At 33.6% G+C, this 6,487-nt stretch carries 8 protein-coding genes; all 8 read left to right on the forward strand.

Annotated features, from left to right (window positions below):
• Positions 1 to 419 precede the first annotated feature (419 nt).
• From COU51_03025 to COU51_03060, 8 genes are read left to right on the forward strand one after another with little or no spacing between them, the layout of a single operon-like run.
• Positions 420 to 1,451 carry a hypothetical protein gene (locus COU51_03025; protein PIR66599.1) on the forward strand — a complete coding sequence of 344 codons (1,032 nt, stop codon included), beginning with the start codon at positions 420 to 422 and terminating at the stop codon, positions 1,449 to 1,451.
• Positions 1,444 to 2,223: a hypothetical protein gene (locus COU51_03030; protein ID PIR66600.1), complete on the forward strand. Its 780-nt coding sequence runs from the start codon at positions 1,444 to 1,446 to the stop codon at positions 2,221 to 2,223. Before COU51_03025 ends, COU51_03030 begins: the two co-directional genes overlap by 8 nt.
• Positions 2,220 to 2,828, forward strand: a complete 609-nt coding sequence (locus COU51_03035) for a hypothetical protein (GenBank protein ID PIR66601.1) — start codon at positions 2,220 to 2,222, stop codon at positions 2,826 to 2,828. The genes COU51_03030 and COU51_03035 overlap by 4 nt, the downstream gene beginning before the upstream one ends.
• A 14-nt stretch (positions 2,829 to 2,842) precedes the next feature.
• Positions 2,843 to 3,340 carry a hypothetical protein gene (locus COU51_03040; protein ID PIR66602.1) on the forward strand — a complete coding sequence of 166 codons (498 nt, stop codon included), beginning with the start codon at positions 2,843 to 2,845 and terminating at the stop codon, positions 3,338 to 3,340.
• A complete protein-coding gene (locus COU51_03045) occupies positions 3,337 to 4,464 on the forward strand; it encodes a hypothetical protein (protein ID PIR66603.1) in 1,128 nt (375 codons plus the stop codon). The genes COU51_03040 and COU51_03045 overlap by 4 nt, the downstream gene beginning before the upstream one ends.
• Complete coding sequence (locus COU51_03050; protein PIR66604.1) at positions 4,439 to 5,302, forward strand: hypothetical protein; 864 nt, start codon at positions 4,439 to 4,441, stop codon at positions 5,300 to 5,302. Before COU51_03045 ends, COU51_03050 begins: the two co-directional genes overlap by 26 nt.
• 3 nt (positions 5,303 to 5,305) lie before the next feature.
• A complete protein-coding gene (locus COU51_03055) occupies positions 5,306 to 5,725 on the forward strand; it encodes a hypothetical protein (GenBank protein PIR66605.1) in 420 nt (139 codons plus the stop codon).
• 2 nt (positions 5,726 to 5,727) lie between these two features.
• A complete protein-coding gene (locus tag COU51_03060; GenBank protein PIR66606.1) occupies positions 5,728 to 6,312 on the forward strand; it encodes a hypothetical protein in 585 nt (194 codons plus the stop codon).
• The last annotated feature ends 175 nt before the right edge of the window (positions 6,313 to 6,487 follow it).

Here is a 6,487-nt window from a genome sequence, read left to right on the forward strand (position 1 = left end):
TGGGCGAGCGAACATTCTCATCTTCAAAAAATGAGTTCGTATCTAATTTCTTGGCTCCCCACTCGGGTTGAACAACTTTAAAGTCAGGCAATTTAAGGGCTTTTTTGGGGGTCAAAATCCGTGTCTCACGACGGGGATGGGTCGGCTCGCCCTTCCGTAGCTTTCTTGGGGTTCGTAGCTTTAGCGAAGAATCCAGCGAAGGAGGGGTACGATAAGGCGAAATGAGACAAATGAGACACCGGATAAGGCATTATTTGGGCGTGTCTCATTTTTAGATTTTCGCCATGCCCACAAAAAACTGCGAGTTTAGGCAACTTTGAATTGTTGGTATTAGTACAACATAAGCTCAAATTAGCGTAAAGCGATAGTTACCAACAGCTTGTTTGAGCGAATTTAATATCCTCCCTATTTTCTATTCTATGTGTTATAATAGTATGAATAAAAATAAGTTATTCTATATGCGAAAAATAGAGACAATTATCGTCGGATTGCCGGTTAGAAACGAGGAGAAATCTCTATATAATAATTTAGAATCTATAAGAGATGCTATTCTTATATCTAATGAGTCGGATATAAAATTAATAATATGTATAAATGGTTGCACAGACAGTTCCGAAGTTATCGCCAAAAAATTTAAAAAAAATTATCCTGATGTTGGATGTGAGATTATAAAAAGCGACGAGGGCGTGGTCAATGCCCAAAGAAAAATCGTTAAATCTTACAAAGCAGACACCTATGTTTTTTCGGATTCAGATAGCATTATAGACAAGCATTCAATAAAATTGCTGTTACAAGCTCTGCGCCTTAATCCAAATCTCATCGTAGCATATGCAAAGACTAAGGCACTTTACGACCAAAAAAATAAATCTCTTTTTTATAAAATAGGTCTTTTGTATGATTCTCAAAAACTCTTAACTAAGCGTTATTATTTTCATGGCCGACTTTTTGCTACAACAGAATGGTTTATGCCCGCTGATACAGATGTTTTGAAGCGCGCAGAATATAATAAAAAGAATTTTGTTCTTTTAAAGTATTGTAAAAATGGCACTTTACTTGTTGCGGATGATATTCTTATGTCGAGTTATTTTATGCATAAGTATGGTCTTAAATCCATAAAACAGATAGACAATGCTACTTGCTATTCGTGGTCGGTGGGTTCCTTGGAAGATTGGTTTAATATATATAGGAGACGCAATATTGAGATGGAAAAAATGTATCGCTGGTTCCCGGAATATAATTATTTAAAACCGTATCTCAATCGTCGCACGGATTGGAAAAAATGGTTGGGAGCCAAGCTCGGGGATAAAATTTTCTGGACAATATTTCTTCTCATGCGAGGCGCATTTGCTATCCTTTTTTCATCAGAACTCTTCCTTATAAACTTGTATTTTTACCAACCGCGGAAGCAGTGGCGCGTTACAACAACTACAAAAAAATCTTTTTATGAATAAAGTAATCTTTTTTGATATTGATGGTACCCTTATAGTCGGAGGATCAAACCCCGGTTTCGCGTCTATAGCAAAAGTCATATCCAAATTCAAAAAACAGGGTATTATTTTTGGTATAAACACGAATCGACCATGGGTGGAAACGCGGAATGTATACAAAAAACTCAAATTAAATGGTCCGATAATTCTAGAAAATGGAGCGGTATATAAATTATCATATAAAGATCTGGAGATACTTATTAATCTTAAAGCCAAGGACTTGAATAAAAAGATAATAGAATTTTTAAATAAAACCTTGCCCAATTATTTGCCCGGAATAACTGTTTTAGTAAGCAATAACAAGTCTTCTTTGCGGCAAAAAGGATTATTGGCCTTGATTTCTAAAAATAGAAATTATACTTCAAGCATTTATATGCGAAATCGAGGCAGAGTATCAAAGAATGATCTAAATGTAGTCATGAATCTTTTAAAAGAAAAGTTTCCACAAAGTAAAAAATATATTTTTAAAAAGATCCCTGAAATGGGAAAAATTGTTGCGTCGAATGATTTTTATGATAGAATTAAAACAATGAATTATGTTAGGAACCGCTATTTTTCTCCATGCGAGCTATTTTTTATAAGCGATGAGGAGAGAATCGGATTTGAGAAAAATATATTTTTTTGCGCGGTTAAAAATGCCGCTAAAAAATATAAAGAAAAATGTTTGTTTGTTGCAAATGATGACGGCTTGCGGGGGATAAAAGAATTACTTAAGAGAATAATAAATCAACCATGAGCATAGAAGATCGCCTTACGCGAGGAATAGAAATAAAAGAAACTATACCAAAAGCTGAAATAGCCTTCGCTTTTTTGAAGCCGGATTCTTTGGATGATTTACCGGAAATTGAAAAAATTTTGAATGAGCATGGGCTAGAAATAATTTATCAAGAAAAGGTGCGACTATCCGGACAAACTGTCGACGAAATATACAAAGAATCGAAAGGTGAACACTTTTATGAAGCAATGAAGGGCTATCTTACCAAAAATGACGTTATTGTGCTTTTGGTAGGCGGACCCGGACATGAAGCTCAAAAAACTTTGTTAAGTTTAAAAAAGGATGGAGGCAAGAACGGCATAATCAGAGAAAAATTCCAAAAAATTCCGCCAGTAAGCAGGGAAACTATGGATTTATGGCAAAAAGGTGAGCACCCGCAACAAGATCAAGTTTCCGTAATAATCACTCAAAAAAATGTGATGCATACTGCCGATAGCACAGAAGAGGCATTAAATAGTTTGAAACTTATTCTTGGACCAAAATTCGAAGGTATGAAAAAAAAGGGCAATTTGCCAGCGGAACTCTGGGACTTATTTGATGATGAAAATAAAAAACAAGAATTATAATTGATAAATTATTTATGGGTATTAAAGAAACTTCAATATTTGACGGCCGCGAGATTAATTTAGAATGGTTCGAATCGACAGATTACCCAAAAGGTATTAACATCGCGCAAGTTGTTGGTTTTTGCTTAAATAAAAAAGGAGAGGTTCTAATAGTAAAAAATAAAAGAGGATGGGGTTTTCCTGGCGGGCATCCAGAAATTGGCGAAACTTCTGAAGAAACTCTAAACAGAGAAGTTTTAGAAGAGTCCTGTGTTACTATAAAAAATCCTCGATTTTTAGGGTATATCGATGCCACTGATCCTAAAAATCAGTCAATAGAGGGCAAACATTATATACAGTTAAGATATTTGGCAAAAATACAAAAAGTTTTAGATTTTAAAAAAGAATTTGAAACATCAGAAAGGGCATTTGTTCCAGCAGTTAAACTCCCCGAATATGTAAAATGGCTTTTGACGAGCCCAACTGGTTCGGCGCAGTATAAAACCCTTATTGATAATATAGAAAAAAAATGAATATAGCTATATACCAACCGCGAGTTAGTTATTATGTCGGCGGAGGAGAAATCTTGCCGCTTGATCATGGAATGTTTTTGAAAAAATGCGGACATAAAATAACTATCATTACTACCCGTGCTTCATTTATCAAAGAAAGCGAATATTTCAAAAATTATAAAAAAGCTAACAAAAATATCCGGATAGATTATATAGATCTGCCCCAAAGTTTAGAGTGGCTCTATAAGATTAAGCCTGGGGAGAATTGGAGCCGTTGGAATCGAGAGAGCATTTTTGTGGGGCAGATAGCCTTAAAATATTTTTTAAAGCATAGGTTCGATATAGTAACTGTATATAATGTTGTGGACATGTGTGCTGTACCGCATGAACAGAAGAGTGCTTTGCACCTTTTAGGATATCCTGCAAAAATCAGTGCTCTTTACAAAACTCATTTAGAGTTCCCCGATGTGGTTATAGCCGTTTCAAAATACGTAAAGGATAAGTGGCTTAAGATGTCCAAATTAAAGAAGATATGCGTGGCGGAGAACGGCATAAAGAGTGACCAATTTATTCCTATAGATGGTATAAACAAAAAATATAACATTCTATTCATTGGTCGACTAATTAAAATTAAGGGAATAGATTTTTTAATAAAAGCGGTCAATATTTTAAAAAAAGAAAATATTAATCTTAATGTTGCCATAGCGAGTGATGGTCCTGAAAAAAATCACTTAAAATTGCTTACAAAGAAAATTGGCTTAGGTGGTTCTATCCATTTTCTGGGTCATATTAAAAGTAATGAATTGGTTGGTTTGTATAATTCTTCAAAAATGACAGTTCTTCCATCTTATGATAGAGAAGGATTGTTAATAACTATGCTTGAATCTTCTTCTTGCGGCACCCTCGTGATTACGACTACTGCCTGCAGTATGAAAGAATTTATAAGGAACGAGAAAAACGGTATTTTAGTGAGGCCTAAAAACGCATCTGATTTGGCTAAGGCGATTAAGCTTGTTTATTATGATAAAAATTTGAGAGAGCGACTTTCAAAAAATGCCAGAGAAGAAATAATTAAAAATTGGGATTGGAAAGTAAAGATTAAAAAAGTTGAGATAATTTATGAAAAATTATTATATAATCATTAAGTCATTAGACTCGGCAGTAAAAGTTTCATCGTCCTATGCGAACTGGATTGAAGAATTGAAAAATTCGGAATTTTTAAAAAGATATATACCGTGTTACGAAATATTGGATAAATATAAAAAATATGGCAGTGAGCTTGTTTTGAAACATGGCAAGCCAAAATTTACATTAAAATTTCCAAATGCAACCTATTCAAATTTAAAATATGACGAAAAGGACGCAGTTTCTATTGTAGAGTTGTTGCTTGAACGTTTACGTCAGGAAAACGGATATTATTGTATGCACTCTTCCAGTGTTACGATAAGGAATAGTGGCGTCATAATTTGGGGCTGGGCAAGCGGTCTCGGGAAAACACGTCTTATTTTAAATTTAGTCAAAGATTTTGGAGCGAAATTTTTTTCCGATGAAAAGACATTGATAGATTTAAAAAATAATTTAATGATGGGAGGGGTTCGGCAGGCTGATTTTTCAAAAAATTATTTTAAGAATGTCCACAAAAGTAAAAAGATGTTAGATTCTACCACAAATTGCAAACCAACAGAGCTTGCCTTTTTAGTATATCCGCAAGTTTCAGAATCAAAAGAAATTTTTATTGAAAAATGGAGCGCGGAAAAATTGGATTGGCATTTGTATGAGGAACTTTCTCGCAAAATTCGTGCCACTTCACGTCGACTTTTTAATAATGAATTACCCGTTTCACCCCTCGATACTCCAGTGCTTTCAAAAAAGAGATCCGTAGCCATTAAGAGTTTTGTTCAACATATGCCCTGTTATTATATCTGTGGTACGGAAAAACAGATTTCGGGAAAAATAATAGAACTGGTTGGTAAGAAAACATAATTTATGTTGATAAATAATAATCAAAAAAGTAAAACAATTAAAGCTGGTGGCATTGTTATTAAAAAGGAAGGTGAGCAAAAACTTGTTTTGCTGGTTTACAGAAAAAAAGAAAATGACTGGTCTTTTCCAAAAGGCCATGTTGAGCCGGGAGAAGAAATAAAAGATACAGTGATGAGAGAAATGAAGGAAGAAACGGGATTAAAAGTTAATTTTGTAAAAGAGTTAGTGCCAAATAAATATAAAAATACTAAAACAGGAGATGAAACAATAACTCATATGTTTTTATTAAAACCAGTATCAGGGGAAATAAAACCCGAGCACGAAGGTGATAAAGTTGAGTGGGTAGCTTTAAATGATGTTAGGGAAAGATTAAGTTATGATAATTTAAAAGAATATTTTGATGGAATTAGAGGAGAATTATAATTATGATAGAAGTAGAAGAAAAATTTGAGCTTACAGAGGGGGCCTTAGAGCAGATTAAAAAGATTTGCCAATTTTTGCGTGAAGAAAAATTGCATAACAAATATTTTGATTACTCCGATAATCGTTTATTTTTATCTGATATTTGGCTTCGTGATCGTAATGGTAAACTAGAATTAAAATATCCGGTTCATAAAAACGGATATTTTAATTATAAAGAATATAATAACCCCGAAGAAATTTTTGAAAAATTAAACATAAATCACGAAAAGAGAAAGGGCTGGCAGGAAACTCTAAAAAACAATGGATTAAACGTAGTCATAGATTATAAGGATGTCAGGCAAAAATATAAATGCGAAGATTTTAATATAGATGTTGATATAACAGATTTTGGCCATAGTTTGTTTGAAATTGAAGTAATGGTAGTTAATGAATCTCGCATTAAAGAAGCGGAAGAACGTATTTTTGATTTTTTAAAAAGATACAATATAGATACACAGCAAACTCCAAATGGTAAAAATGTTGTTTATCTTAAAAAATTTTTGCCGGAATTGTATAAAAAATTAAAAGAAAAAGGGATTGTTAGATAAAAAACTAGAGATGGGATTAGAAGCGAATATTTTAAGTAGAATAACAAACTTATCGAGAAAAATTAGTTTTGGACGGGGATGGGAATGGTTTGTCCTTTTTCCGCCCCATCCCCGTCAAGGAAAATCTCAGATACAAAAAAATACGTAATTCAACGTATTTTTTTAGTTAGCCAAC

Source organism: Parcubacteria group bacterium CG10_big_fil_rev_8_21_14_0_10_36_14, assembly GCA_002772895.1.
Lineage (GTDB): Bacteria > Patescibacteriota > Patescibacteriia.